This is a genomic window from Knoellia sp. B-D-2 (assembly GCF_057714695.1).
On the sequence record NZ_CM173189.1, the window covers coordinates 47,485 to 72,949 of the forward strand.

At 71.8% G+C, this 25,465-nt stretch carries 22 protein-coding genes; 12 read left to right on the forward strand and 10 right to left on the reverse strand.

The window, feature by feature from the left end; all coding sequences use genetic code 11:
- Window positions 1–321: 321 nt before the first annotated feature.
- The 3 genes from AC3EU2_RS00235 to AC3EU2_RS00245 all read right to left on the reverse strand — a co-directional run bounded on the left by AC3EU2_RS00235 (window position 322) and on the right by AC3EU2_RS00245 (window position 6,833).
- Complete coding sequence (locus AC3EU2_RS00235) at window positions 322–1,695, reverse strand: FAD-binding oxidoreductase (protein ID WP_488177740.1); 1,374 nt, start codon at window positions 1,693–1,695, stop codon at window positions 322–324.
- Between the two features lie 104 nt (window positions 1,696–1,799).
- On the reverse strand, window positions 1,800–3,191 hold the full coding sequence (locus tag AC3EU2_RS00240) for an FAD-binding oxidoreductase (protein ID WP_488177741.1): 1,392 nt from the start codon (window positions 3,189–3,191) through the stop codon (window positions 1,800–1,802).
- An 84-nt stretch (window positions 3,192–3,275) separates the two neighbouring features.
- Window positions 3,276–6,833, reverse strand: a complete 3,558-nt coding sequence (locus AC3EU2_RS00245) for an ATP-binding protein (protein WP_488177742.1) — start codon at window positions 6,831–6,833, stop codon at window positions 3,276–3,278.
- A gap of 259 nt (window positions 6,834–7,092) precedes the next feature.
- On the opposite strand from AC3EU2_RS00245, the gene AC3EU2_RS00250 reads away from it, so the two are divergent.
- The 3 genes from AC3EU2_RS00250 (at window position 7,093) to AC3EU2_RS00260 (ending at window position 9,165) form a co-directional block, all read left to right on the forward strand.
- On the forward strand, window positions 7,093–7,569 hold the full coding sequence (locus AC3EU2_RS00250; protein WP_488177743.1) for a hypothetical protein: 477 nt from the start codon (window positions 7,093–7,095) through the stop codon (window positions 7,567–7,569).
- A gap of 75 nt (window positions 7,570–7,644) precedes the next feature.
- Window positions 7,645–7,857: a dodecin gene (locus AC3EU2_RS00255; protein ID WP_488177744.1), complete on the forward strand. Its 213-nt coding sequence runs from the start codon at window positions 7,645–7,647 to the stop codon at window positions 7,855–7,857.
- Window positions 7,858–7,980: 123 nt separating this feature from the next.
- On the forward strand, window positions 7,981–9,165 hold the full coding sequence (locus AC3EU2_RS00260; protein ID WP_488177745.1) for an AI-2E family transporter: 1,185 nt from the start codon (window positions 7,981–7,983) through the stop codon (window positions 9,163–9,165).
- 146 nt (window positions 9,166–9,311) lie between these two features.
- On the opposite strand, the gene AC3EU2_RS00265 is transcribed toward AC3EU2_RS00260, so the two are convergent.
- Entirely contained in the window at window positions 9,312–12,146 is a 2,835-nt protein-coding gene (locus AC3EU2_RS00265; protein ID WP_488177746.1) for an AfsR/SARP family transcriptional regulator, read from the reverse strand.
- Between the two features lie 90 nt (window positions 12,147–12,236).
- Here AC3EU2_RS00265 and AC3EU2_RS00270 point away from each other — a divergent pair, with 90 nt between their 5' ends.
- The 6 genes from AC3EU2_RS00270 to AC3EU2_RS00295 all read left to right on the forward strand — a co-directional run bounded on the left by AC3EU2_RS00270 (window position 12,237) and on the right by AC3EU2_RS00295 (window position 16,366).
- The gene (locus AC3EU2_RS00270) at window positions 12,237–12,650 is read left to right on the forward strand and encodes a hypothetical protein (RefSeq protein ID WP_488177747.1); all 414 of its coding nucleotides are present in this window, start codon (window positions 12,237–12,239) and stop codon (window positions 12,648–12,650) included.
- A complete protein-coding gene (locus AC3EU2_RS00275) occupies window positions 12,647–13,357 on the forward strand; it encodes a DUF4386 family protein (protein WP_488177748.1) in 711 nt (236 codons plus the stop codon). The genes AC3EU2_RS00270 and AC3EU2_RS00275 overlap by 4 nt, the downstream gene beginning before the upstream one ends.
- 31 nt (window positions 13,358–13,388) lie before the next feature.
- On the forward strand, window positions 13,389–14,339 hold the full coding sequence (locus AC3EU2_RS00280) for an NAD-dependent epimerase/dehydratase family protein (protein WP_488177749.1): 951 nt from the start codon (window positions 13,389–13,391) through the stop codon (window positions 14,337–14,339).
- Window positions 14,336–15,199, forward strand: a complete 864-nt coding sequence (locus AC3EU2_RS00285; protein ID WP_488177750.1) for an SDR family oxidoreductase — start codon at window positions 14,336–14,338, stop codon at window positions 15,197–15,199. Before AC3EU2_RS00280 ends, AC3EU2_RS00285 begins: the two co-directional genes overlap by 4 nt.
- Before the next feature lie 208 nt (window positions 15,200–15,407).
- Window positions 15,408–15,890 (forward strand): hypothetical protein, encoded by a 483-nt coding sequence (locus AC3EU2_RS00290; protein ID WP_488177751.1) that lies wholly within the window; start codon window positions 15,408–15,410, stop codon window positions 15,888–15,890.
- Window positions 15,891–15,895: 5 nt separating this feature from the next.
- On the forward strand, window positions 15,896–16,366 hold the full coding sequence (locus AC3EU2_RS00295) for an META domain-containing protein (protein ID WP_488177752.1): 471 nt from the start codon (window positions 15,896–15,898) through the stop codon (window positions 16,364–16,366).
- Window positions 16,367–16,410: 44 nt separating this feature from the next.
- On the opposite strand, the gene AC3EU2_RS00300 is transcribed toward AC3EU2_RS00295, so the two are convergent.
- The 3 genes from AC3EU2_RS00300 to AC3EU2_RS00310 all read right to left on the reverse strand — a co-directional run bounded on the left by AC3EU2_RS00300 (window position 16,411) and on the right by AC3EU2_RS00310 (window position 19,683).
- Window positions 16,411–17,397, reverse strand: coding sequence for an IS481 family transposase (locus tag AC3EU2_RS00300; protein ID WP_488177753.1), 987 nt, complete (start codon window positions 17,395–17,397; stop codon window positions 16,411–16,413).
- A 119-nt stretch (window positions 17,398–17,516) separates the two neighbouring features.
- Window positions 17,517–17,858 (reverse strand): hypothetical protein, encoded by a 342-nt coding sequence (locus AC3EU2_RS00305; protein ID WP_488177754.1) that lies wholly within the window; start codon window positions 17,856–17,858, stop codon window positions 17,517–17,519.
- Between the two features lie 127 nt (window positions 17,859–17,985).
- A complete protein-coding gene (locus AC3EU2_RS00310; RefSeq protein ID WP_488177755.1) occupies window positions 17,986–19,683 on the reverse strand; it encodes a ribonuclease J in 1,698 nt (565 codons plus the stop codon).
- Between the two features lie 310 nt (window positions 19,684–19,993).
- Between AC3EU2_RS00310 and AC3EU2_RS00315 the strand changes: the two genes are divergently transcribed.
- Together AC3EU2_RS00315 and AC3EU2_RS00320 are read left to right on the forward strand one after the other, a co-directional pair.
- Window positions 19,994–20,563, forward strand: a complete 570-nt coding sequence (locus AC3EU2_RS00315) for an NADPH-dependent FMN reductase (protein ID WP_488177756.1) — start codon at window positions 19,994–19,996, stop codon at window positions 20,561–20,563.
- Between the two features lie 76 nt (window positions 20,564–20,639).
- A complete protein-coding gene (locus AC3EU2_RS00320) occupies window positions 20,640–21,185 on the forward strand; it encodes a dsRBD fold-containing protein (RefSeq protein ID WP_488177757.1) in 546 nt (181 codons plus the stop codon).
- A 43-nt stretch (window positions 21,186–21,228) separates the two neighbouring features.
- On the opposite strand, the gene AC3EU2_RS00325 is transcribed toward AC3EU2_RS00320, so the two are convergent.
- Together AC3EU2_RS00325 and AC3EU2_RS00330 are read right to left on the reverse strand one after the other, a co-directional pair.
- Window positions 21,229–22,917, reverse strand: a complete 1,689-nt coding sequence (locus AC3EU2_RS00325; RefSeq protein WP_488177758.1) for an MDR family MFS transporter — start codon at window positions 22,915–22,917, stop codon at window positions 21,229–21,231.
- Window positions 22,914–23,366, reverse strand: a complete 453-nt coding sequence (locus tag AC3EU2_RS00330; RefSeq protein WP_488177759.1) for a MarR family winged helix-turn-helix transcriptional regulator — start codon at window positions 23,364–23,366, stop codon at window positions 22,914–22,916. Before AC3EU2_RS00330 ends, AC3EU2_RS00325 begins: the two co-directional genes overlap by 4 nt.
- A gap of 61 nt (window positions 23,367–23,427) precedes the next feature.
- Between AC3EU2_RS00330 and AC3EU2_RS00335 the strand changes: the two genes are divergently transcribed.
- Complete coding sequence (locus AC3EU2_RS00335; protein WP_488177760.1) at window positions 23,428–24,039, forward strand: TetR/AcrR family transcriptional regulator; 612 nt, start codon at window positions 23,428–23,430, stop codon at window positions 24,037–24,039.
- A gap of 34 nt (window positions 24,040–24,073) precedes the next feature.
- Here AC3EU2_RS00335 and AC3EU2_RS00340 read toward each other — a convergent pair whose 3' ends face one another.
- Window positions 24,074–25,462 (reverse strand): MFS transporter, encoded by a 1,389-nt coding sequence (locus AC3EU2_RS00340; RefSeq protein WP_488177761.1) that lies wholly within the window; start codon window positions 25,460–25,462, stop codon window positions 24,074–24,076.
- Between the last annotated feature and the right edge of the window lie 3 nt (window positions 25,463–25,465).

Genomic DNA, 25,465 nt, shown 5'->3' on the forward strand with positions numbered 1-25,465 from the left:
TGATCGCGCTGTCGGTGCCGCTGCTCCTCGTCGGCGGAGGCTTCGGCCCGCCGCTGATCGGGAGCCTGGCAGGCGTCCTCGCCACGCGCATCGACAAGCCGATGCCTGCGTCGCGCGGGCAGGCCCGGCGTGGGCTCGCCAGGCTGTGGCCATGGCCGCTGGTCGCCGCCGTCGCCTCCTTCCTCGGTCTCGTGCCGGGGACCCGCGGCTCCACCTGGCAACCGGTCTGGACGAACCAGCCCGGGTCCCCGTGCTCACCGCGGCAGCCTTCACGAGTGTCGCGCTGGCGATGGTCAGCGCCCGAGCCCACGACCGCACCCGTCAGGTGAGCACGCCACCGATGGCCATGACGCCGTCGGGGTCGTAGGTGCGGATGGCCCGGCGCAGTCGCGCGAGCGTCACGTCGTCGTAGGCGTCGGTGTACTCCTTCGGGGTGAAGGTGAAGTTGGGCAGCCGGTAGCCGCCGGTCCACGGACCCATGGCCTGCAGGATCGCGGTCGCGTGTTCCTCCACCCCGGGGACCTCGGAGATCCCGACGATCAGGAGCGAGTACGCGGCCTGCCGTGAGGCGAAGGCGCTGGGGTGCTCACCACCGCGGGCGAACGCCCCGCCCAGCTGTCGCACCTCGACCAACACCTGCGGCGACGGTACCCCCGGTCCTGTCAGCGCCAGCAGCGCATCGACCGCCTCCCGAGGGAAGTCGGTGAGCACGGCCGCCACCTCGTACGCCGGCGTCGGGTCCAGAGGGTCGGTGTGCACGGAGTCGATCGCGGTGTACGGCTTGTGGGACACGTCGTCGAGGATCACCGGGGCTGCGCCGCGGATGTCGGCGAAACGTCGCTCCCCCTCGTGTGCGTCGCCGGTCCACACGTAGCGCACCGACAGGGTGAGCCGGCCGGCGAGCTCCGACGGGACGCCGGGCATGTCCGGCAGCTGGAACAGCGCGAAGGACGTCGTGCCGAGCTCGGGGAGGTCGTTGGACCAGGACAGCCACTGCTCGATGACGGTCGCCGCGTCCGCGCCGTCGAACCACAACGAGCCGCCGTAGAACATCGGCTGCTGCACCAGGTCGAACTCGATCGCGGTGACGATGCCCAGCATGCCCTTGCCCCCGCGCAGAGCGAAGAACAGCTCGGGGTGCTCCGTGGGCGTGACCCTGCGCAGGACGCCGTCCCCGGTGACCACCTCGATGGCGCGCACCTTGTCGATCGCGAGCCCGTGGGTCCGCGCCATCGGCCCGAGACCACCCCCCGTCGTGTAGCCGACGACGCCGACGTCGGTGATCGACCCGGACAGCGGCGCCAGACCGTAGGGGGCGGCGGCTTCGACGACCCGCAGCCACTTCACACCGGCGCCGACCCGAGCCCAGCCCTCCGGGTGGACGACGACCTCGTCGAGGCGTTGGGTCGTGACGAGCAGCTCGGTCACGAGCTCGGCCATCGGGCCGTGCCCGGTGGCCTGCGGGGTCACCCGCAGTCCGTTCTCCGCCGCGAAGCGCACGGCTTCGACGACGTCCTGGTCGGTCTCCGCGGCGACGACGGCTGCAGGCCTCACCGGGATCGCCAGGTTCCACGGCGAGACGAGCGGGCCGTACTGCTCGTCGCCGGGGACAGCGACCGTTCCCTGGGTGCGGGCGTCCAGGTCAGCGAACGGTGCGCCGCGGTCCTTCGCGACGGGAGTTTCGGCGATGGTCATGACTTCCTCCGGGTCTTCATGGTGGTGGTGGTCGTGGTGGTGGTGCAGCACCACCGTGAACCCGGAGCCTTGAGCCCAACTTGCCGCCGTCTTGAGATGCCGCCTCAGCGCTGCTGCGTGGCGGGGCGGGGCGGGAGGAACAGCCCGTGGGGGTCGGCCGCCCTCCGGATGTCGACGAGGCGCCGCCAGGAGCTGGCCGGCCAGCCACGCTGCTCGTCGACGTCGGCTTCGGCCATGAGCAGGTATGCCGACCCGGTCGCCCACGGCTGAAGGGCTCCGGTGACCCGTTCGGCGTCCTTGCGCACGGCCCCCCAGCCGGCTCCCTGGTCGAGTCCCACGCACAGGACCAGCACCGAGCCGTCCATGCGGTCCAGGGCCCCGGCGCGCCGGGCCGGTCGAGACACCGCCCCCCCGAGCTGGCGCAGCTCGACGAACAGCAGGTCCGACCCGGATCCTTGGCCGGCCGTCTCGACCAGCGCCTCGACGGCTCGTTCGGGCAGCGTGTGGAGCAGGACGCTGTCGGCGTAGACCGCCGTCGGCGCCACGGGATCGAGCTGGAGGTGCGCGACGGAGGCCGCGGGCCGCTCGGCGAACGTGTCAACCTCCGCTCGGAGCGCACGCAGGGGGGCCAGGACCCGCGACGCCGTCTCGGTCTCCGCGAGCACGACGGCGTCGACGATCACGAGCTTGCGCCCCCTGACGTCTGCGGGAAGCCACGGGAGATCGGGCGCCTGGAAGAGCCGGGCGACGCTGGTGACGGAGTCGGGTGCCTCCTCTGCCCACGAACCCCAGGCGGTCAGCACTCGCTGGGCGTGCGTCCAGTCCCAAGCGAGCATCCCGGCATACGCCGTCCTCACCGGGAGCAGGTCGAACTCGAGTGCGGTGACGACACCGAACCCACCACCGCCCCCGCGCGCCGCCCAGAGCAGGTCGCTGTCGACCTCGTCGGTCGCTCGGACGAGGGTGCCATCGGCCAGCACGATCTCGACGGCCGTGATCGCACCGCACTGCAGCCCGTGCTTCCTGGCGTACCAGCTCAGGCCGCCGCCGAGTGACGACCCGACGACACCGACGCCCGGGCTGGACGTGTGCAGGGCGGCAAGGTGCACCCGGCCGGCGCGTTGCACCACGTCACCCCAGAGCACGCCGGCGCCCACGCGGGCGGTGTGTCGGGCGGCGTCGACGCGCAGCTCGGTCATGGCGGAGGTCCGCATGAGGACGGCGTCACCGAGGTGGCCGGCCAGCGGAGGAGCGCCGTGGCCGGTGCCCTGGGGTGCCACCCTGAGGCCGGCGGCCTCCGCCGCGCGCAACACCGTGGACACCTCGTGAGGGAATGCGGGATAGGCCACAGCGGCGGGACGGGAGTCGGCCTTGAGGTTCCACGGCAGGCGTGCCTCGTCGTACGACGCGTCCCCGGGCAGGTGGACCGCGCCGCCGCACAGGCCTCGCAGGAGCTCCGCCCCGGACGGGGCGACGGGCGCGGGCTCAGGGACCATCAGGTTCCTCACGATCGGGGCGTGCAAGCATGGCAACGACGACTTGAGGGCAACTTGAGCCCGGCCCGGAGCGCCTCCGGCTGGTCACGGCGGAGCGCCCTGAGCGGACTCGAGGACGGCGCGCACCGTGCCGGGTGTGAGGAACAATCGTTGGGCGACCTCGTTGACGTCGAGGCCGGTCGCTGCCAGGTCGGTGACACGCCGCTGGCGGCTCGTGACGCGACCAGGGCCGTCATCGGCCTCGACGGTGGCCTCCCCCCTGTGGGCGAGCGCCGACACCACGTCGCGAACCACCCCCCGGGCACCACAGGCGCGCGCGGTGGCGAGCGAGGCTTGGAGCAGGGGCACCGCCTCCGCGTCCGGGACCCCCACGGACCGGCCGAGCGCGAGCTGGGCGCGAGCCTCTTCCAGGACGGCGCAGGTTCCTGCCAGGAGCCCGACCGCCTCACGGAGGTCAGCCGTCCCGTCTGCACCGAGGATCTCCCCCAGCACCCGCAGGGACGGCCCGAGCGCCGTCGGCGCACCCCAGCGCCGCTGGAGTGCGACCTCCTCCTTCGCCAACGCCACCGCCTCCTCGGTGCGCCCCAGGGCGGCCAGGGCCCGGGCCATGTCCCGACGCCATGGCGACCAAGCGGGGTTCGGGACCGCAGGGTGGCCCCCTGTTGGGGTCAGCTCGCTGAGCGCTTCGGATGGTCGACCCTGCTCGATGAGCAGCCGCGCCGCGGCCTCCCGCAGCAGCCTGCCGCCCTCACCGACCCACGGCAGGGCACGCCCCGCCTCCAGGCTCGAGGTGGCTGCGTCAAGGTCGCCCAGGTCGGTGAGGACGCTGAGCCTGAAGGCTGCGGCGTACGTCGACGTGATCCCGGAGATGCCCCACTCCCGCTGCTGCTCGACGGCGTCGTCCAGCGACTGGAGCGCGTCGTCGAGCTGGCCGCGGCGCCACTGGGCGAAGCCTCGCCACAGGTTCACCGAGAGCGCGGCGAACAGCCCACCCGTCGCGTGGGCCCTGGCCAGTGCTCGGTCCCAGAAGTCGCCCAGCTCGTCGTCGGCCAGGAGCAGGACGTTGGCGGCCACGATCCAGAGCAGCCCGTTGTCCACCACCAGGAGTCGGTCCCCCTCCATCGCGAAACGGGCAAGTCGGACGGCGTCTGCCCGGTGCTGGCCCTCGCGCAGCAGCTCGTACGACAGCGTCGCCGCCAGCATCCGGGCCCCGTCGCCCTCCCCCGACACCTCGGGCACCGGGCCCGCCCGGTACGAGTCGGCGGGCAGGCCGTGCATGTAACCCGTGATGCGCTGCAGCGCGATCAGCCCCTGCCGGTCATCGTCGAGACCCTCCGGCAGGCCCGCGGCCGCCTCGCGCGCGAACGATGTCGCGACCCCGGGAGGAGAGACGAACACCTGGGTACGAGCGATGTCCATCGCGAGGAGCGCGCGCTCGTGCGGCTCGTCCAGGGCGAGGTACGCATCGGTGAGGTGAGCGACCCCGGAGGGGCCGTCGACGTGGGTTTCCACACGACCCAGCTCAACGAGCACGCGGGCACGCTCCGGTACCGGAACCGGCTCCTCCAGGGCCCGTCGCAGGAGCTCGACCGCAGCATCCGACGCCCCCCGCGAGATCGCCGTGCCGGCCGCGACACGAAGCAGGTCGACCGTGGCCGCGCTGCCTCGGTGGGGTGCCCGCAGCAGGTGGACCGCGACCTGCTCGGGGGTCGCGCCCTGGTCGAGCAGGACCTGGGCCGCCCGGTCGTGGTGCAGCGCACGCTCGCCCGCGGGGAGGTCGTCGTAGATGGCGTCGCGGACCAACGGGTGGACGAAGGTCAGGTGCCGGTCGTGCGTGAGGATCTCGCTGCGGCTCAGGACGTCGAGGGCGGCGGCCACCTCCTCCTCGGGCTGCTGGGCCAGGGCCGCCACGGTCGGCAGGCCGGCCGCCTCGCCCAGGACCGCCACCGCGCGAGCGGCCGCGGTGGCTGCGGGCGGCATGCGGCGCAGTCGCAGCGTCACCAGGGCCGAGACGGCTCGTGACCCGACCGCGCGCACGGTGTCCACGTGTGACACATCGGGCCGGACGCCCTCATCGGCCAGGGCACGCAGCAGCTGTCGGAGCAGCAGCGGGTTGCCCGAGGTCATCCGGTGGCAGGCCTCGACGAACGGGTCGGCCCCTGTCCCGAGTCGCTCCTGCACGAGGGTTGCGGCGGCCTGCGGTGACAGCGGTGCGGGCCGGAGCACGGTGACAGACGCGTCGAGGGCGAGGTCTGCCAACAGCGCGTCGTCGGGTTGTTCCTCGCCAGTCCGCAGGGCCAGGACGACGAGGACGCCGAGCCCGTCGAGCCGCTTGACGAGGTAGGCGAGGTAGCGCAGCGACGCACTGTCGCACCACTGGATGTCATCGACGCAGATCACGACCGGGCCGTCGTGGGCGAGGTTCACCGTCAGCCAGTACAGACCGTGGAGGACGGCGAAGCTGCCCTGCGCCACGGCATCCGCCCCGGCCACCTCCTCGAACACCGGCTTCGCGGCGGACCCGGCCCCGGTGAACAGTGGCTCGCGCGAGACGGGGTCGCTGGTGACGGGTTCGAACAGCTGACGCACCGCGCCGAAGCCGTAGGAACGCTCGAGTGGGCTGCCCCTCGCGGACAGAACCCTGGCCCCCGCCTCCGTGGCCAGACGCAGTGCCTCGCCGAGCAGCCGCGACTTGCCGATGCCGGCCGGGCCCTCGATGATCACGTAACCGGGTTCCCCCTTCGTGAGCTCGTCCACCACCCGCCGCAGTTCCGTGGTCTCGCGGACACGGTCGACGAGGTCGGCCACCGCGACCGACTCACGAACCACCTCCGCAACCGGCAGGTCCGCCCGGGGGCGCGGGGCCGGCCCGTCCAAGGCGGGAGACTGGGCGAGCACCTCGGCCTCAAGATCCCGAAGCGCTGGTCCGGGATCCACGCCCAGCTCCTCTGCGAGCGTGTCGCGTGCCCTGCGCAGTGCCGCCAGCGCACCCGCCTGCCGCTGCGCCCGGTACAGGGCGAGCGCCAGCAGCCGCCACCGCTCCTCGCGCAGCGGGTCCTCCGCGACCAGTGCCTCGAGCTCACCGATGACCACTGCGGCGTCCCCCACCTGCAGGCGCGTCTCCAGCAGCCGCTCACGCGCCACGGCGTACAGCTCGGCCAGCCGCCGGGTCTCCGCCTCGACCCATGGCTCGCCGACGTACTCCGCGTACGCGGGCCCGCGCCACAACCGGAGGGCGTCGTCGAGGGTGCGCATCGCCTCGGCCGGTGCGAGACCCGCCGCGGAGTCCACGGCGTGCTCGAAGCACCAGGCGTCGACCGAGTCGGGAGCCAGCTGGAGGACGTAGCCGGCTCCCTCGCTGGCGATGACACCGTCACGCCTGCGGGCCGCGGCCTCGGGCTGGAGACGTCGCCGCAGGTGGCTCACGTACGCCTGGAGCGCGGCCGCCGGGTTGGCCGGCAGGGCCTCCCCCCAGACGCAGCCGGCGAGACGGTCCGCGGAGACGACCTGGCCTCGCGACATGGCCAGGGCCGCGAGGACGGCGCGCTGGCGGCGCCCACCGAGATCGACGACCGTGCCGTCGATGGTGGCCGCGACCTCGCCGAGAACCCGAAGTCGCACCGTCGTCTCGAGGTCCACCACGCTCCCAACCCTGCTCCTGCACCAAGAAGCGATCGCCCGTGCGGGCGGGCCCATCACTGGGCGCAGACCGCCCTCAGGACCGCCCCCAGCGTCCCGCGAGACGGCCGGACACGGCAACCCCGCCACTGACGTCATGGAGCCCCAGCCCGACCCGGGACCAGGTGGGCCAGCCCCGTCAACTCGGCCCCAAGTCACCCTCAAGACCCGCTGGGCACGGTGGACCCAACCCCGAACACCCACACGAACAAGGAGAGACACCATGCACGCACGCAGCAGCCTCACCGCGGCCTTCGCCGTTGCCGCCCTCACGCTCGTCACGCCGGCCGCCCACGCGGCGACGTCAGACCGGTTCGACCGCACTGCCTTCGATGGCGCCCCGGTGGTGACCACCACCGGCTACGCGATGTCAGGCGCGACCGCCGGCGAGCTCGGCGGGTACATGCGCCTCTCTGTCCAGGCGGGCGACGGCACCCTTCCTGCCCAGGGTCAGTGCGAGGCCGCCGGCGTCCACGCCGTTCTCACCGTCGCGCCGGGTGAGTCGTTCGAGATCGACACGACCGGCGAGCTCTGCAGCCACGTCATCGACGGCACCCCGACGCTCAACGCGTCCTTCGGCACCAAGCAGGTGAGCTACCACGGCACCCACAAGCGCGCTCGCGTGAGCGACGGGATCATCGGCTTCCGGAACAGCTTCCTCGGCGGCCAGGGATCGGTCGGCTTCTCCGTTCGCTGGTGACGGCCCAGCAGTCGCGGGTCTACGTTGGTGCCACAGCCGGACGACCGGCGTCCGGCGCGACGCCCGGAGGCACCCATGGCCAACCACGTGTACGCGATCTCGGAGCTCGTCGGAAGCTCGCCCGAGAGCATCGAGGCGGCGGTGGGGCAGGCGCTCACCTCAGCGAGCGAGTCGGTCCGCAACCTCCACTGGTTCGAGGTGACCGAGATCCGCGGACACCTCGGGGACGACGGCCAGGTCGCCGACTGGCAGGTGGGCCTCAAGCTGGGGTTCCGCGTGGAGAAGTGACTCGACCAGGACGCCACAACGTCGGCCCGCCATCACCGCCAGCGCCGTCCGCCGTTCTGTGACCGGATCTGGAAGACTTCCGACATCCGAGCAGGCACCCGCTCGGGACTTCTGGGACGGACCATGACCATGCCGACACCGGACGCCACCGACGCGTCGCGATCAGAGACCTCCCCGCCCGTCGAGGTTCCGGTCTCCGGGGACGGCCTGCACGTCACGGTGAGTTTCGACCGCGCGTCGGTCTGGCGGTCAGGGCTCATCCTCATGGGTCTGGGGGCCGGGCTGTTGTTGTTCCTGTGGCTCGTCTCGGTCCTCAGCCACTTCCTGTTCCTGCTCCTGCTGGCCTGGCTGTTCGCCACCGCTCTGGAACCCGGGATCCGATGGTTGGTCCAAAGCGGCCGATCGAGGGGCTTCGCGACCGCCGTCATGGGCGGGAGCGCACTCCTCGTCGCCCTCGCCCTGACCGCGGTCTTCGGGCAGCTGTTCTTCCATCAGATCACCGAGTTCGTCCGCGGCCTACCCGAGGTGACGACCACGGTGATCGACTGGGTCAACACCCAGTTCGGGACGGCGCTCGACCCGACCACGATCTCCGCCCAGCTGCGTCTCGACCCCGCGCAGGTCGCCTCTTGGGCCGGTCCTCTCTCGGGCGGCGTCCTCGAGGCAGTCGGATCCCTGTCCTCGGTGCTGTTCGACCTCGTCACGGTGCTGGTCTTCGGCTTCTACATCGCCGGAGACGGTCCCAGGCTCGTCCACACTCTCGCTGCCTGGATGCCGCCACGCGGCCAGGAGGTCTTCGTGACGATCACCGAGATCACGATCGCCAAGACCGGCGGCTATGTCGTCTCCAAGATCGTCCTCGCAGCGGCGTCCGCCCTCTTCCACGGCATCTTCTTCGCCGCGATCGGGGTTCCCTACTGGTTGCCGCTCGCACTGTTCGCCGGCATCACCGCGCAGTTCGTCCCCATCGTCGGGACCTACCTCGGGGTCATCCTCCCCGTCCTCGCGACGGTGTTCATCAGCCCATGGCAGGCGGCCGCCATCGTCGCTTTCGCCGCGGTGTACCAGCAGATCGAGACCTACATCTTCACCCCTCGCGTCAGCGAGAAGACCATGGACGTGAACCCGGCCATTGCGCTCGGTGCGGTGTTCGTCGGCGCAGCCATCTGGGGACCGCTCGGCGCGTTGATCGGCATCCCGCTCGCAGCGGCCGGGGTCGCCATCCTCGACACCTACAGCCACCGCTACGAGCTGGTGCACGAGGTGCTCCAGGTCGGCGACTCCAGGACCGCCCCGGAAGCGACCTGACGAACTGGCGGCCTGATCGGCCTGCCGACCAAGAGGTGCCGGGGACATCTGCCGCATCGTGTCGGGGTCGTCCTGTCTCAGGCTCGGCGCTGTTCCGCCAACCCGGTCCACGCCGTGGGTCCTCCTCGAGGTCGACACCCGCTTCCTCAGAGCCGGGCGTCGGACCGCAGGTCAGCGAGGACGTCATCGGCCAGAGCGGCGCCATCCCCTCCGCCTGCCCCCGCGAACCACGCGGCGGCGTGCTCGGCCAGCTCCAGCGCGGCGGCGGTCTCACCGGCATCCCGCAGCAGTTGCGCCAGGTGGGTGCGCGCCCCGGCGGCCGTGCGGGCGTCGCCGCAACGCTGGGCGACGTCGACAGCGCGCTCCAGGCAGGCCCGCGCGGCGGTGAGCTCTCCCGCCTGGTCCCTGGCCCGGCCGAGGTTGAGCAGGTGGTGCGCCTGCGCAGCCTCGAAGCCGAGCGCACCTGCCGCGGTGGCCGCCCGGTCGAGGTGCCCAATGGCGTCGGGGAGGTGGTGCTGCAGCAGGGCCAGCTCGCCGAGGAGCCCGTCGGCGTGCGCGAGGGCCCACCCGTCACCCAGCGGCCGTAGCAGCGCCAACGCCCGGGTGCAGGCTTCGTCTCCCGCGGCGGCGTCTCCCGAGGCGATGTGGGCCCACGCCGCGAGCAGCCAGCTGGCACCCTCCTCCCAGACCAGGGCGAACCGGGTCAGCTGCGGACGGCACTCGTCGAGCACGGTGAGCGCGTCGGCGGCACGCCCGCCCTGGGTGTGCACGAAGGCGAGGTGGAGCCGGGCCCTGGCGGCCTCCTGCTCGTCGCCGACGCGGATCGCCTCCTCGAGGTCGGCGACGGCGCGCTCGATGTTGCCCCCGGAGGCCTCGAACCACCCACACAGCAGGAGACCAGCCGACCTCTCGTGGTCGCCAGCCGGAGCCGCATGCAAGGCGCGACGCACGCGGTGAGCGCCCTCGACGCCGGTGCCCAGCATCACCCATGCCCACCCGAAGCCGAGTGCGATGCGAACACCGAGCGGCGGGTCATGGGTCGCACACCAGCCGAGGGCGGCGTCGATGTTGGCGCGTTCGATGCGGGCGAGGTCCAGGTGTTCGGCCTGCTGCGGTCCGCGCACTCCGGAGCGCGCACGGTCTGCCGCCCCCGCGAACCATCGCGCATGTGCGGCTGCGGCCACGTCCGCGAGCCCTGCCTCCCCCAGACGCTCTGCGGCGAGGGCGCGCACGCTGTCGAGCAGGTGGTACCGGCCGGGGCCGTGTGGGCTGAGCTCGGCGGTGGCCAGGGAGCGGTCGACGAGCCGGGTGACGACGTCGAGGCCGGCATCCGTCGGAACGTCCAAGGCCGCCAGCACGGCTTCGACGCCCGGGAGGGGTGCGCCGCCGGTGAACGCGGCGATGCTCCACAGCCCCCGCTGGTCGTCGGGGAAGAGCAGGTCGTAGCTCCAGGTCAGTGCGGCCCGCAACGTGGTCTGGCGGGCCGGGAGGTTGCGCGTCGGGTCACGCAGCAGGGCGAACCGGTCGTCCAGGCGGCGGACGATCTCATGAACCGGCAGCACCCGGGTGCGGGCCGCGGCGAGCTCGATCGCCAGGGGCAGGCCGTCGAGCGCCCGGCACACCTCCTCGACTGCGTGGCTGCTGTCGTCGCCGCCGGTCCCGTCCGACCTCCGTCCCGCGGCCCGGTCGGTGAACAGTGCCACCGCGTCGGTCAGCGCCAGCGGCGCCAGGTCGAGCACGCCCTCATCCCCGCTGTGCAGGGGGATCTGGCTCGTGACGAGCACGTGCAGGTCGGGCGCCGATGCGAGCAGCGAGTCGACGACGCCGGAGACCACGTCGGCGACGTGCTCGCAGCCGTCGAGAACGAGGAGCAGCTCCGCCTCGCGCAGCCGGTCGGTCACCGTCGCCCGGCCCGGAGCGTCGAGGCCGAGAGCCTGCCCGACGACGGCCCACACGGACGCCGGGTCCGTCGCCGCCTCGACATGCGCCAGCCAGGCCCCGCCGGGCCGCGTCCACCGCCGTGCCGCCTCGAGTGCGAGCCTGGACTTGCCGACACCGGCGGGTCCGGTCACCGTCACGAGGCGCCGCTCACCCAGGTGGGACTCGAGCCGGTCGAGGTCGACCGCGCGACCGATGAGGGAGCCCGGTGCCGTGGGCAGGATGCCGTGGGCGACCTTCAGCGCCCCGGGCGGGCGGGGGGCAGACCGGTGCGTGGCGGCAGCACGGTGTGTGGGGGCAGCCAGGGCCGGGTCCTGACGCAACACCTGCTGCTCGACCAGTCGCAGCTGCGGGCCGGGGTCGATGCCGAGCTCGTCGGCCAGGAGGCGGCGAACCCGGGCGCACGCAGCCAAGGCGTCACCCTGCCGCCCGGCCCGGTAGAGGGTCGTGATGAGCAGCGCCCACCCGCGCTCGCGCAGCGGGTTGGTCGCGACGAGCTCCTCCAGCTCCGACACGAGCTCGCCACCCGCACCGAGGTCGGCCCTCGCGGCGAGACGGCCCTCCACGAGCGCCAGACGTGTCTGCACCAGGCGCTGGCGGTAGGGCTCAGCCCACGCGGCGCGGGACGCGGCCGGCAACACGTCGCCGTGGAAGAGCGCAAGTCCGCTGTCGCACAGGCGGATCACGCGCTCGGGGCCAGGCGTGGCGGGACGTGTCTCGACCTCTGAGGCGAGGTCGAGGACGTGGAGCGCGTCGACGTCCCGCGCCGCCACCACCACGGTGTAACCGACATCCCCCTTCGTCACGGCGGTGGCGTCACCCAGGGCGCGCCGCAGTCGGGAGACCTTCGACTGCAGGGTGTTCGGCGCCGCACCCAGCGGCTCGTCGGGCCACAGGTCCTCCAGCAGCCGCTCCGCCCGTACCGGCGTGCCTGCCTCGAGCGCGAGCCGCACCAACAGCTCGGCGGTCTTGCCACCCGGGACCGCCAGCACGACGCCATCCCGGCGCAGGGTGACCGGACCCAGCACCGCAAGGGTCAGCATCTCGCGAGCATACGGCGCGGTGGCAGCGCCGCACAGGGGTGTCAGCGCCCTGTCAGCGCGGTGCCAGCGCTCCCCGCCACGCTGCTTTCCATGCCCCCCGACGACAACGACAGCCTGGTCCGACAGCTCATCAGCGGGAACCCCGCAGCGGCTGACGCGATCCTGGCTCGCGCCACCACCTCCACCGAACCGCTCGTGCTCACCGCGGCCGCCCTCATCGACCCGACCACGCCGGGTCACCTCGCCCGGGCGGCCGCCGCGGCTGTGCGGCCTCGCGACCGACAGATCGCTGCCCTGGCCGCAGCCCACCTCGCCGGCGACCACGACCTCGTGAGCGCACTGGCCCGGGAGCACCTGCTGGACCACCCCGACAGTCTCCTGGCGGCCTGGATCGCCGCCGGTGCCACCCGTCCCGCGCCCATCAGGGCGACCCCAGCCGGCACCTCCGCGGCACCCACCTCAGCCGGCACCGCCCCGGCACCGACCGTCAAGGAGTCCTCATGAACCGCAAGACCACCGCCGTCCTCCTCGTCGCCGCCGCGGTGTTGACCAACGCGGCCTTCACCGTCCTGGGGTCGGTGTTCAGCTACCCCGACGTCCTCAAGGAGCCCACCGGCGAGATCCTCGCCAGCTTCCGCGAGCACCAGGGTGCCGTCACGTTCTGGTTCACGGTCATGGCCGTCTCGGCCGCACTGTTCGCCCCGATCGCGATCGGCGTCGGGCGCCTGTCGGACCACCGGGCCATGCGCGTGGCCGTCCCCGTCGGCATCGCCGCAGCAGCCGTCCAGGTCATCGGCCTGTCCCGCTGGCCCCTGCTCGTACCCGGCTTCGCCGCCGACGCGGCGAGCTCCGACCCAGCCACCGCCGCCCGGGCCGAGGACACGTTCGAGACGGCTCACCGGGTGTTGGGCAACGTCATCGGCGAGAACTTCGGCTACCTCTTCACCGCGGCCTGGACGCTGCTCGTCCTGTTGGCGCTGCACCGCGCGCTGGCCGGTCGCTGGTTCACCATCCTCGGTGCCGGGTCGGCCGTGCTCATCCTCGCCGGACTGCTGTCGCCGCTTGACCTCCCGCTTGTCGACACCGCGAACTTCGCCGGGTACGTCCTCTGGAGCGTGTGGCTCATCACCTTCGGCGTCCTGCTCCTGCGTCGCACCCGGTCCGCCGTCGCTGTTCCGACCCAGGGCAACCTGGCCCGGGCCCGGGGTTGACCGTCATGACCACCACGACAGGAGACCGCTCATGACCACGCCAGCACCGCGCCACGTCGTCTTCGGCACCGGAGCCATCGGGCTCGCCACCCTCGACGCCCTGCGCACCCGGGGCGAGCGCGTGCGCATGGTCAACCGAAGCGGCAGCGCGCGCGTCCCCGACGACGTCGAGGTGGTCGGCGGGGATGCCGGCGACCCGGCGTTCACCACCGCAGTCTCCGAGGGCGCCCAGGTCGTCTACCAGACGCTCAACCCGCCCTACCACCTCTGGGAGCGGCGGTTCCCGGCCCTTCAGGCGGGGGTTCTCACGGCGGCGCAGACCCACGGAGCACGCCTGGTGAGCGTGGAGAACGTCTACATGTACGGCCCCCCGAACGGTCGGCCACTCACCGAGGACCGCGCCCACGACGCCGCCACCCGCAAGGGCCGGCTGCGCTCGACGATGTCCCGGGACCTGCTTGCTGCCCACGAAGCCGGCCGGGTCGAGGTGGCCATCGGACGCGCGTCCGACTACTTCGGCCCGCGGGGCGGAGCCCAGTCCAACGTCGGCGACCGCGTGTTCCCCGCCGCGCTGGCCGGTCGGACGGCCACCGTGATGGGCAACCCCGACCAGCCACACACCTACACCTTCATCCCCGACATCGGCGAGGGCCTGGCCGTCCTCGGCGAGCACCCCGACGCGACAGGGCGGCCGTGGCACCTGCCGAACGACCCGGTCACCCACACCACCCGCGAGCTCGTTGACCTCGCCTTCCGCCTCGCTGGCCGGTCCCGGACTCGGCTTCGCCAGGTGCACCCCCTGCTCCTTCGCGGCCTCGCTGTGGTGAACCCGACCGTCCGTGAGCTGCTGGAGATGCAGTATCAGTTCGACGAGCCCTTCATCGTCGACAGCGCCTCGTTCACGACACGACTCGGGATGCGCTCCACACCGATGGAGACGGCCATGGAGAAGACCTTGGACACGTACAGGAGCCCCGCATGAACCGCGACACCGCGACCCCCATGGCCGGCCGGACCGTCGTCGTCACCGGAGGCAGCGGAGGCATCGGCCGGGCCACGGCCCGACGTCTGGCCGAGCTCGGCGCCACCGTCGCCATCACCGGCCGCGACCACGCTCGCACCCAGGATGCCGCCGACGACATCCGCTCCTCCACCGGCTCGCTCGTCCACGCCTTCAGCGCAGACCTGTCCGCCCAGGCACAGGTTCGGCAGCTGGCTGCCGAGCTGCTCGCCGACCTCCCCCACATCGACGTCCTCGTGAACAACGCCGGCGGCTACTGGAACACCCGGCACGTGACCGCGGATGGCCTCGAGCGCACCTTCGCGGTCAACCACCTGGCCCCGTTCCTTCTCACCGCACTGCTGCTGGAGCGGATCCGCCAGAGCCGGGACGGCCGCGTGGTCACGGTCTCCTCGAACGCGCAGGCCATGGGCCGGATCGATCTGGACGATCTCCACGGCGAGCGCTCCTACTCCGGGGCGCGTGCCTACAACCAGTCGAAGCTCGCGAACATCATGTTCACCCACGAGCTGGCGCGCACCCTCGAGGGGACGACGGTCACGGCCAACGCCCTCCATCCCGGAGTGGTGCGAACCTCGTTCGGTGCCGAGGACCCCGGACGTGCCCAACGGCTGGTGGTCCCGTTGGTGCGCCCCTTCATGCGCAGTCCTCACCGGGGGGCGGACACGTCGGTGCTGCTCGCCTCCGATCCGGACCTCAGCACGGTCACCGGACAGTTCTTCAGGGGCGGCAGGCAGACGCGATCATCCGCCAGGAGCTGCGACACCGACGTCAGCCGCGCGCTGTGGCTCGCCAGCGAAGCACTCGTCGGCCTGAGTTGACGCTGGGCGGAGGGACGTCCGCGAGGAGGACGGCTCCATGCCGCCGCCGGCAGCGGAACCCCACTGCCCCGGCGTCGTGCTGGGCCCGCTCCCGTACGGCTGGTCGGGCACGTGTCCCGGGTCCCCGGACCACGACGCTGCAGCACGACGACTCCCTGAGCACTGGTGTCCACGGGCGTGGCGTGCGAGTGTGCGTCATCCTGTGCACATGACCTCGCACCCCACCAGTGACTCGCTGTCCGGCACCTGCGCCTTCCGGCTCATGCCGAACGACCCCCTCGTCGACGGGCCGTCGTCGGCCACGCTGACCCCCGTGGGAGCGGAGTGCTTCACGCTGCACTACCGGTGGGTGCACCCGGTCGACGGCGACCAGCAGGGCGTGCTGCTGGCCGGCGGCACCGATGACGCCGGCCGCGTCGAGGGCGCGCTCTTCGACACGTGGCACCAGCAACCGGGGCTGATGACGCTGCACGGCACCCGCGACGGGGACCGCGTCGAGCTGGCCGGGACCTACATGGAGGAGTGGGGGTGGACGGTGGCCGTCGAGCTCGCCGACGAGACCGTGACGATGACCATGTGCAACGTCGTCCCCGAGTCGGCCCTGTCCATGGCGCCACCCGACGGCCCGCCCATGAGCGCCGGTCCGTACGACGTCATGGTCGCCTCGTGGCGCCGGGACTCGACGGGCTGATCCCTATGGGACGTGCGGCCAAGTGGGTCGCGCTCGCGGCGGTCGTCGCGATCGTGGTCGTCTCCGGGGTGTATGCCGTCCGGCTCGCTCTGCACCGAGCCGCAGACGAGGAGGCCGGCTGGCTCGACTCGCTCGAACCGGTCCAGGGCCAATGGGTGTCACGCACTGGCTTCGCCTACGACGGCTCGGCCCCGTGGACGGCCCCGGTTCGGGTCAGCGTGGACGGGGACGAGCTGCGCTTCGACGCGGGCTGCAACCGGATGACCGCCACCGCGACCGTCGAGGACCACCGGCTCCAGTCCGCGCAGGGTGTCAGGTCGACCGAGATCGGTTGCCCGCCGGAGGTCGCGGCACACGAGGCGTGGCTTGCCGCACTCGTCGCCGACCATGCGCAGGTCCAGCTCAAGGGGTCGACGGAGGGCCCGATGTTCAGCCTCAACAGCGATGCCGGCTGGATCGGCTTCCTGCGCGACTGACCGAGCCCTCGGCGCCACCCGGACGGCCTACCTCCCGCGCGCGGCTAGCTGTACTGACCCGACAGGTTGATCAAGCGGGTGATGGGTGGCTTGTTCCCGCAGGCGGTGTGGGGTCGGTGGTGGTTGTAGCGGTGGAGCCATGCTGACAGGGCTGCGCGGCGTTCGCTCTTGGACTGGTAGCAGCGGGCGTACCCCCAGCCGTCGGACATCGTGCGGTGGAAGCGTTCGATCTTGCCGTTGGTCTGTGGCCGTCGGGGTCGGGTGCGGGAGTGCTTGATCCCGAGCTCGGCGCAGGTGTCGCGCCACAGGAACGAGACGTACGCGGAGCCGTTGTCGGACAGGACCCGCTCGGTGACCACGCCGCGCTGGGCGTACCAGGCCACTGCGCGGCGCAGAACCGCGACGGCGGTTGCGGCGGTCTCGTCGTCGTGGACCTCGGCGTACGCGACCCGGGAGTGGTCATCGATGACGGTGTGGACGAACGCGTGACCCATCTTCGGATGGTGGTGGCGGCTCCGGGGTTTGTCCGGGGTGGCTGCCCGGTTCCGCTCGCCTTGGGCGCGGCCGACGAAGCGCCATCCGCCGCCATCGGGGATGTTGCCGTACTTCTTGACGTCCACATGCAGCATCGCCCCGGGGTGCGGGTGCTCGTAGCGGCGCACCGGTTCCCCGGTGGCGCGGTCGACGTGGGAGAGCCGATTCATCCGGCACCTGGTCAGGACCCGGTGGACCGTCGAGGGCGCCACTCCGACCAGAGGGGCCAGCTGGACCGGGCCGAGGCGGTGACGCATCCGCAACGAGACGATTCGTTTCGTTGTAGTGCGGCTGGTCTTGGACGGCATCGCGTGTGGCCGGCTCGAGCGATCACCCATCGCCTCCCCGGCGGCGTAGCGCACAGCCCACGGCTTCACCGTCGGCCACGAGACCTGGAAGCGGGCAGCGACCTCAGCGATCGGCACGCCTTGGTCGACAACCAGCCGTGCGACCGTCAACCGGGCGCGAGGAGTCAGAGCGGCGTTAGCGTGGGACACGAGGGCCTCCTGTTCGTGGTGCGAAACCTTCAGCAGTTCCACTCCACCGCAGGGGGCCCTCCCACGTCACTCAGACGCGCGGATCACATCCACTCAACCAACGTCCCGGGTCAGTACAGCTAGCCGTTGCCGCTGGCGGCATACCCGGCGATGACCACCAGCGCGACCCCGGCGAGGAGCATCAGCACCGCGCCGATGACGTAGGCGACCCACCCCCACGTCGCCAGCGTCGTGGAACGCGGGTCGGACCTGCGTTGGAGCAGCACCGCGACGAGCCCCAGCACGAGCGCCGGGATGGCGAAGAAGAGGCCGATCAGCGTCGAAACCGTCGCCACGACCACCAACGCGGTCGCCGAGCTCGCGTGGGCCAGCGGGGCGGACCTCCGTGGCCCGTCAAGGGCCACGGGACCTGCGCCCGCCGGCCGGTCGCCGTGGTGGCGCACCGGTCGCCACTCCGTCATGTCGTCACACCAGGTTCCCGTCATCCGCATGCGCGTTGACAGATCAGCCACGCGGCCCAGCAGGGTCGACCGTAGCCGGGCGACAGCCGTCCGCGCAGCCGATCGTGATCGCGAACCGCGACTCCGGTCAGGCGTCGACGATGACCGGGATGATGAGCGGGCTGCGGCGGTGGGCGCGGTGGACGGCCGACGACGCCGCACGCCGCACGAGCTCCTCGAGCTGCTCGAGGTCCTCGATGCGGTCGTTGCTCGCCTTGGTGAGCGCCTTCTGGATCGCCGGGGTGGCGGACGAGAAGTCCGTCGCCTCGGGAGGGAAGCCGTGGGCGAGGTACTCCGGGTCCTCGACGAGGGAGCCGGTGTTGGGGTCGACGATGCACACGATCGTCACCACACCCTCCTCCGCGAGGGTGCGGCGCACGTGCAGGCTCTCCTCCGTCGCACCTCCGACGGTCATGTTGTCCACGTAGACCAGTCCTGCGGGCACACTCCCGGTGATCTTCGCGCGCCCGTCGACGAGGTCGATGACGCTCCCGTCCTGCGCGATGAGCACCCGCTCGGGGTCGATCCCGGTCCGGATGGCGATGTCGGCGTTCGCCCGCAGGTGGCGCCACTCGCCGTGCACGGGGAGCACGTTGGTCGGCTTGATGATGTTGAAGCAGTAGGCGAGCTCACCCGCGCTGGCGTGACCCGACACGTGCACCTTGGCGTTGCCCTTGTGCACCACGTTGGCGCCCCACCGGGTCAGCTCGTTGATGACCCGGTAGATCGCGTTCTCGTTGCCGGGGATGAGGGAGCTGGCCATGAGCACGGTGTCGCCCTCGGTGATGCTCACCGGGTGGTCCCGGTTGGCCATGCGGGCCAGGGCCGCCATCGGCTCGCCCTGGGAGCCGGTGGCGATGATCGCGATCTGCTCCGGCCGCAGGCGGTCGAGCGCCTTGAGGTCCTTGACGACGAGGCCGTCGGGGATGGTGAGGTAGCCGAGCTCACGGGCGATGCCCATGTTGCGCACCATGGAGCGCCCGACGAACGCGACCTTGCGACCGTGCTGCTGGGCGGAGTCGAGGATCTGCTGGATGCGGTGCACGTGGCTGGCGAAGCTGGAGACGATCACTCGGCCCTTGGTGGTGCGGAAGACCGTGTCGATCGCCGGGGCGAGCTCGCCCTCGGAGACGGTGAACCCGGGGACCTCGGCGTTCGTCGAGTCGACGAGGAAGAGGTCGACGCCCTCCTCCCCCAGCCGGGCGAAGGCGCGCAGGTCGGTGACCCGGCCGTCCAGCGGGAACTGGTCCATCTTGAAGTCGCCCGTGTGCAGCACCAGCCCGGCGGCGGTCCTGATGGCGACCGCGAGCCCGTCGGGGATGGAGTGGTTCACCGCGACGAACTCGCAGTCGAAGGGGCCGAGCTTGCGCCGGTCGCCCTCGGCGACGACGACGGTCCTCGGCTTGATCCGGTGCTCGACCATCTTGGCCTCGAGGAACGCCAGGGTGAGGCGCGAGCCGACGACGGGGATGTCCGGGCGCTCACGCAGCAGGTACGGGACACCGCCGATGTGGTCCTCGTGACCGTGGGTGAGCACGATCGCGTCGATGCGGTCCAAGCGGTCCTTGAGCCAGGTGAAGTCCGGGATGATCACGTCGACACCCGGCTGGTGCTCGTCGGGGAACAGCACCCCGCAGTCGACGATGAGCAGGCGACCCGCGTGCTCGAAGACCGTCATGTTGCGCCCGATCTCGCCGAGACCGCCCAGCGGCACCACGCGCAGACCGTGGGGCGGAAGGGCGGGCAGGGTGTCGGTGGTCTTGCGGCGCGGCCCTCTGCGGCTCATCGGCGTCCCGCCGACCGGAGGAGCGGACGGGCCCGGTGTCCCGGGTGGTCGTGACGAGCTGGTTTCACGTGTGCTCCCATGGGGAAGAGGAAGAGGGTCGCGGCGAAGGCGATGGGTCGGCGGGGGTGTCGCATGCCGACCGGGTCGTCCCCCAGTGTCCTCCGCCGTGGTGCGCTGGGCCAACCCGCCCCACCGACGGGGATGGCGTTCGCGGGCTCTGGTGGTCGGGAACGAACCCTGCGAGGGTGGTCGGAGCCGAGTTCAGCGCACCTCGGCGGCTCGTCGGGGTGCCCCAGCACGAGGAGTCAGCATGAGCACCTTCAAGGTCGCGTACTTCGTCGGCAGTCTGTCGTCGACCTCGATCAACCGCACTCTCAGCAAGGCGCTCATCGCGCTGGCGCCCGAGGACTTCGAGTTCACCGAGATCCCCATCGGCGACCTCCCCCTCTACAGCCCGGACTTCGACGCGGACTACCCGCCGGAGGCTCGAGCGCTCAAGGAGGCCCTCGCCGCCTCGGACGCCGTCCTCTTCGTCACCCCCGAGTACAACCGGTCGATCCCGGGAGCCCTGAAGAACGCGATCGACTGGGCCTCCCGACCCTGGGGGCAGAACTCCTTCGACCACATGCCGGCTGCGGTGGTCGGGGCCTCGATCGGGCAGATCGGCACCGCCGTGGCCCAGCAGAGCCTGCGGGGGGTCCTGAGCTTCTGCAACGCCCGGCAGATGACGGCACCCGAGGCCTACATCCACTTCCGACCGGAGGTGTACTCCGAGTCCGGCGAGGTCACCGACGAGGAGACGGCCGGCTTCCTGCGTGGCTTCATGGAGGAGTTTCGCATCCATGTCGAGCGGGTCCTCACCGTGATCCCGCGGGGCTGACCTCGGGACCTTCGGCTCATGCCGCGGCCTCGCCGACCCGGGACGCTGGGAGGACCACGATCCCGAGGAGGACGTCATGAGAGCCCAGCCCGGAGACCACATCATCCTGGCCCCACCCACGGTCGACGGGCCCCTGCGCGAGGGCGAGGTGGTCGAGTCCCGCGGGGCGGACGGCCAGCCCCCCTACGTCGTGAGGTGGAGCGACGGTCACGAGGGCTTCATCTTCCCCGGACCGGGTGCGGTGCTCCGCGTCACGTCGTCGGACAAGCCGGCGAAGCAGCTCACGCCACCGGCCCCACCAGCCGAGCCGCGTCAGCAACGGGAGCAGCACTCCCCCTCCGGGGCCCGCCTGCACGCTCGGGACTGGCACGTGCGGATCAGCGTGCTCGGTGACGACGACGACGCCGAGGCGAGGGTCGTGCTCGTGGCGGACTCCCCGAAGCACCTCACGGCGCACGGGCACAGCCACCGCAGCTCCGAGGACCGGTCGGTTCCCGAGATCGGTGACGAGGTCGCCGTGGCGCGCGCCCTGCGCCGCTTGGCGGACCGCCTCATGGAGACGGCCGCCAACGACATCGAGGGCGTCACCGGCGAGCACGACATCACGCTGCGCTCGCGCTGAGGCGCGGACCGCCGGGGCGTGCCCGCCGGGCGGGGCAGGTCGTTCAGACCCCCGCGCCCACTCCACGGCGCGCATCGACGTGCGTGCCGACGTGGGCGTCGTGGTCGTCCACCTCGACGTCGGGGGCCGACTGTGACATCGAGTCGAGGAGCTCGTGCCCGACCTCCTCCGCCACCGGGACGTCGTCGACGCTCTCGCGCAGCGGCATGACCCTGATCGCGATCGTCGCGAGGAGCACGACCAGCACGATCGGCAGCGCGAGGACGAAGACCTCGTGCAGCTGGTCGGCCAGACCCTGTCGGACGGCGTCGACGACGACGGGCGGAAGGCCCTCGAGAGCCGTCGGGTCGAGCACCGAGCCGGCGCCCGCCGCGCCGGCCGGCATCTGGGCGGCCACGTCCGCCGGCAGGTGCGAGCTGATCGCGCCGGCCAGGCCGCTCGTCATCACCGTGCCGAACACCGCGATGCCCACCGTGGAGCCGACGTTGCGGAAGAACTGCGTCGAGGCGGTCGCCACACCGAGGTCCGAGCGGGCGACGGCGTTCTGCACGACGAGCGTGTACTGCTGCATCGCCATGCCCAGCCCGATGCCCAGCACGACCATGGCCAGCGTGAGCTGGGTCTGGGTCGAGTCGGCCCCGAGCCGGGTGAGCAGGAAGAGTCCGGCGCCCATGATGACGACGCCCGTGACCATGATCGCCTTGTAGCGGCCGGTGCGGGTGATGACGAGCCCGGCGAGGATTCCCATGACGATGAGGCCCAGCATGAGCGGCATGAGGATGAGGCCGGAGTCGGTCGCGCCGACGCCGAGCACACCCTGGGCGTAGACGGGGATGTAGATGATCGAGCCGAACATCACCATGGACACGGCGAAGGCCGCGATGTTGCTGGCCGTGAAGACCGACGACCGGAACAGGCGCAACGGCAGGACCGGCTCCTCGGCGCGCAGCTCCACGAACACGAACGCCACGAGCGCAAGCGTGCCCACGGCATACAGCCCGAGGATCTCGACGGAGCCCCAGGGGTAGGTGGTGCCGCCGAAGGACGTCGCGAGGAGGAGGCTCACGAGCGCGACGGTGAGCGTGGCGATGCCGAGGTGGTCGATCTTCGCCTCGCGCCGCTCGTGGGGCAGGTGGAGGAAGCGCGCGATGACGACGGTCGTCACGATCCCGATCGGCACCGCGGCGAAGAACAGCCAGCGCCAGCCCCAGTGGTCGGTGATGACCCCGCCGGCGAGGGGGCCCGCCACGGACGTGACACCGAAGACGGCGCCCATGAGGCCCTGGTACTTCCCGCGCTGCCGGGCCGGGATGATGTCGCCGATGATGGTCTGCGACAGCGGCATGATCGTGCCCATGCCGAGACCCTGGATGGCCCGGCCGAGGACGAGCACCCAGAAGTTGCCGGCGAAACCGCTGACGACGGACCCGAGGATGAAGACGACGAGACCGGCGAGGTAGAAGCCCCGGCGGCCGTAGAGGTCCGACAGCTTGCCGACGATCGGCACGGTGATCGCGGAGACGAGCATGGCGGCGGTGGCCACCCAGCTGTAGTGGTCCATGCCGCCGAGCTCGGCGACGATCCGCGGCATCGCCGGGCCGACGATGGTCTGGCTGATCGACGCGACGAGCATGCCGAGCATGAGGCCGACGAAGACGCGTCTCGACTCCGGGGAGAGGCGGTAGGGCTCGACCGTGTCGCTCGCGGGCGGCTCGGTGGTCGTGGTGGTCATGCGGGGGTCCTTTCGACGGCGAGGTCGCGCTCCACGAGGGAGTCGCTGAGCCTGAGGAGGAGGCGGCCGAGCTCGAAGCGGTCGGCCTCGGGCCAGCCGGCGAGCGCGTCGGTGACGACGTCCGCGCGAAGCACGCGTGCCGCGTGCAGCAGCCGGCGGCCGCCGTCGGTGAGCCCGACGAGGTGGGCCCGTCCGTCCTGCGGGTCGGGAGTGCGCTCGACGAGGCCCCCGGTGGCCAGAGCGCTCACGCGACGGCTCACGCTCGACGGGTCGCGTCCGTCGGCGGCGGCCAGCTCCCCCGGGCGGCAGGGCCCGTGGTGGTCGAGCAGGGACATCAGGGTGTACTCCGCCCTCGTGAGCGGCCCCCCGAGGCGGGCCACCGCGCGCGACATCTGCCCGATGAGGACGGCGACGTGGTCGCTCAGCGGGAGCGGTGTCGGAGCTTGCATGACGCAAGCATATTCAGACTTTGCAGTCAGTGCAACTTTGCGGACGGTGCATACTCACAGGATGACCAGCGCCGCCGACGAACACTCGGCCCCCGAGGCCGGTCTGCGGGACCGCAAGAAGATCGCCACCCGGGCGCGCATCCACCGCGAGGCGGTGGCGCTCGCCCTCGCGCACGGGGTCGACGGCGTCACCGTCGAGGGGATCGCGACGGCGGCCGACGTCTCCCCCCGCACGTTCTTCAACTACTTCGCGACGAAAGAGGACGCCTTCGTCGGGTCGGACCCCGCCACCGCGGACCGCCTCGCCGCCGCGGTCGTGGCGCGCCCCGCCGCGGAGAGCGGCCTCACCGCGGTCCGGCACGTGCTCCTGGACCATCTCGCCGCGCTCGAGGCGGACGAGGAGATCTGGCGGATGCGCCGCGAGCTGGCGGCGCGCGAGCCGGCTCTGGCCGCCCGGCTGGCCGGCGCGAACGACCGCCTGGAGTCGGCGCTCGTGGCAGCGGCCTACGAGAGGACCGGCACCGACCCCGCCCGCGACCTGCTGCCGGCGCTGGGCGCGCGGGTCGCGATGGCCGCGGTGCGCACCGCCGTCGGCGGTCACGTGGCCTCCGGGTTCAGCGGGTCGCTGCGCCGTCGTCTGGACGAGGCGTTCGCGGTGGTCGACCCCCGCTGAGCCGTCGGTGCGCCGGCTCAGGGACCGTCCGGTGTCATCGGACCCGGCGGACCGGGAGAATCGCCAACGCCGCGCACACGGCGCTGACTCCTGCGGCGGCATACAGGACTGCATAGCTCCCGTCACCCCAGGCCAGGATCGACGGTGCGATGGCAGGGGCGACGGCACTGGGCAGTGCGCCGGCGATGTTGAGCACCCCGAGGTCCTTCGCTGCCGTGTGGTGGTCGGGCAGGACGTCCACCGCGAGGGCCAGGTCGACGGCCATGTACATCCCGAAGCCCAGTCCGCCCACCGCCATGCCGACGAGGTAGCCGTTGTAGCTGCTCGCCGCCGCCAGGAGGAACAACGCCAGGGCGTAGATGCCGGAGGCGGTGACGACGAAGACCTTCCGCCTCCCGGACCGGTCCGACAGCTTCCCGGCGGACAGCGACGCGGCCACCAGCACGCTGGACTGGACCAGCGTCCCGATGAAGATCTGGTGCGGCACCGCAGCCTCTCCGCTTCCGACGTGGTCCAACAGGTAGTACGCCTGGTACGTCGTGAGGAAGGCGAACGCGAGGACGAACGCGAAGCGGCTGACGAAGACCCAGGCGAAGTCCGGGCTCTGGCGAGGGCTGACCCAGAAGGTCATGAGCAGCTCGCGAACCGACCACAGTGGCCTCTCGGCGGGGTCCAGTCGCCGGTCCCGGAAGGTGGCGGCGAAGAGGAGGATGAAGAACCCGCCGACGACGCAGGGAGCGATGAACATCGCGAGCATGTGGCCGTTGAACAGCCTGACGAGGAACGTCCCGGCGACGGAGGCGACGGGCAGGCACATGCCGAGAACGCCTGCCACCAGACCCCGCTGGGACACGGGCACCTGGTCTGGCAGGACCGCGGCCATCGTGGCGAGCAGGGCGTTGAAACCGAGAGAGGCCACGCACCACCCGAGCAGGACCACGGGAATGCCGTCCGCCACCGCCACGACGACGACCCCTGCCGAACCCACGACCAGCCCGCTGACGATCCACGGCCGGCGCCTGCCCATCCGGGAGGTGGTGCGGTCACTGAGCGTGCCGAACAACGGGTTGGCCACGACGGCGACGGCGGCACCCACACCGGCGACGAGTGCGAGACTCCCCGGCGCCTCGTCGAGCCCCACGAGCGAGTTGACCTTGAGCGCGAGGCTCACCAGCAGCGGGGCGAGGAACAGCAGAGAGGTGCTCATGTATGCCAACGCATAGAGGACGAGGAAGGGCCACCCCACCTCAGGCAGCGGGCCGCGGTCGGGGTCCACCGCGGCCCTGCCGCCGGCTGCACCCTCCGCTGGTGTCCCGTCGATCCGTCCAGTGTGCTCCGAACGCGGGGCGCTTTCCTGAGGAACGGCGACGATGGTCGACGTCAGGGTCCGGGTGGTGGTGAAACGCCCTAGTCTCGGACGCATCCC